The sequence below is a fragment of the Mesorhizobium sp. M4B.F.Ca.ET.089.01.1.1 genome (genome assembly GCF_004022605.1).
GTDB classification, from domain to species: Bacteria; Pseudomonadota; Alphaproteobacteria; order Rhizobiales; family Rhizobiaceae; genus Mesorhizobium; species Mesorhizobium abyssinicae.
On the sequence record NZ_RZOS01000723.1, the window covers coordinates 1 to 1,870 of the forward strand.

Annotated in this window: 1 pseudogene; it reads left to right on the plus strand. The window is 66.8% G+C overall.

The window, feature by feature from the left end:
- Nucleotides 1-247: 247 nt before the first annotated feature.
- Nucleotides 248-1,870 (plus strand): annotated as a pseudogene (locus EN780_RS33190) (ATP-dependent helicase); the annotation flags it as partial.

Sequence of the window (1,870 nt, forward strand, 5' to 3'; positions counted from 1 at the left end):
CGTCTGCTGATTGTTGGCCTGTTCGCCTATGCGACCTATCGCTTCGCCAAGAAAGTCATCGACGAGGTGCCCGACGGCTTCGAGCCACTGCCATTGCAGGATGATGATGAACGCCGGTCGCTGCGACGCCAGTCGGCGGCGATGGGTGCCGAGCCAAGGCGGTAGGTTAAGCCAAACTGCCCCTTTTGGCGGAGATTGGCAGGGTCGCCACCATTGCGAACAAAGCGGAAACGATGCTTGATGGGCGATGAACCTCGCCCTCCGTGATTCGTCCTTGCGGCCAGCCTATCTCGACAAGCTCAATGCCGAACAGCGGCTGGCGGTCGAGCATGGCGACGGCCAGGTCGCGGCGCCGCTGCTGGTCATCGCCGGGGCGGGGTCGGGAAAGACCAGCACGCTGGCGCATCGCGTGGCGCATCTGATCGTCAAAGGCGCCGATCCGCGCCGCATCCTGTTGATGACGTTCTCGCGCTGAGCCGCCTCTGAAATGGCCAAGCGCGTCGAGCGCATCGCCGGCGAGGTGCTGGGGCGCGATGCTTCCGTCATCGCTGACGCGCTCTCCTGGGCCGGTACCTTCCACGGCATTGGCGCCCGGCTGCTGCGCGACTATGCACTGGAGATCGGCCTCGATCCCGCCTTCACCATCCATGACCGCGAGGATTCCGCCGACCTGATGAACCTTGCCCGGCACGAGCTTGGCTTCTCCAAGACGGAGAGCCGTTTCCCGACCAAGGGCACCTGCCTGCAGATCTATTCGCGCGCCGTCAACGCGCAGGCGCCGCTCGGCGAGGTGCTGGGCGGTGTGTTCCCATGGTGCGCCGGCTGGGCAGAGCAGTTGAAGGACCTGTTCGCGGCCTATGTCGAGGCCAAGCAGGCGCAGAACGTACTCGATTACGACGACCTCCTGCTCTACTGGGCGCAGATGGCGGCCGAGCCGGAGATCGCGGCGCATCTCGGCGGCCGCTTCGACCATGTGCTGGTCGACGAATACCAGGACACCAACCGGCTGCAGGCCTCGATCCTGACGGCACTGAAACCCGACGGCGCCGGCCTGACGGTGGTGGGCGACGACGCGCAGTCGATCTATTCGTTCCGCGCCGCGGAAGTGCGCAACATCCTCGACTTCCCCACGCAGTTCGCCCGGGCAGCGGCAATCGTCACGCTGGAGCGCAACTACCGCTCGACCGAGACGATCCTGGCGGCGGCCAACGCGGTGATCGGGGAGGCCGCCGAGCGCTTCACCAAGAACCTCTGGAGCGAGCGCAGATCGTCCGAAAAGCCGCTTCTGGTCACCGTACGCGACGAGGCCGAGCAGGCAAGCTATGCCTGCCACGCGATCCTCGCCGAGCGCGAGGCCGGCACGGCGCTGAAGTCGCAGGCCGTGCTGTTCCGCGCCTCGCATCACAGCGGGCCGCTGGAGATCGAGTTGACCCGCCGCAACATCCCCTTCGTCAAGTTCGGCGGGCTGAAGTTCCTCGATGCCGCCCATGTCAAGGACATGCTGGCGGTGCTGCGCTTCGCCGAAAATCCGCGCGACCGCGTCGCCGGCTTCCGCGTGCTGCAGCTTATGCCGGGCATCGGGCCGTCGGCGGCCGCGCAGATCGTCGAGACGATGGCGACGTCGCTCGACGAGGCGATGGGGCTCGCCCGCTACCGGCCGCCGCAGCGAGCGGCCGAGGATTGGCCTTCCTTCCTGGCGCTCTACGAAGGCCTGCGCGCCGGCGCGAAATGGCCGGCCGACCTTGAGCGGATCCGGCTCTGGTACGAACCGCATCTCGAGCGCATGCACGAGGACGCAACGATGCGCCGGGCCGACCTCCTGCAGCTCGAGCAGATCGCGTCCGGCTACCCGTCGCGTGAGCGCTTCCTC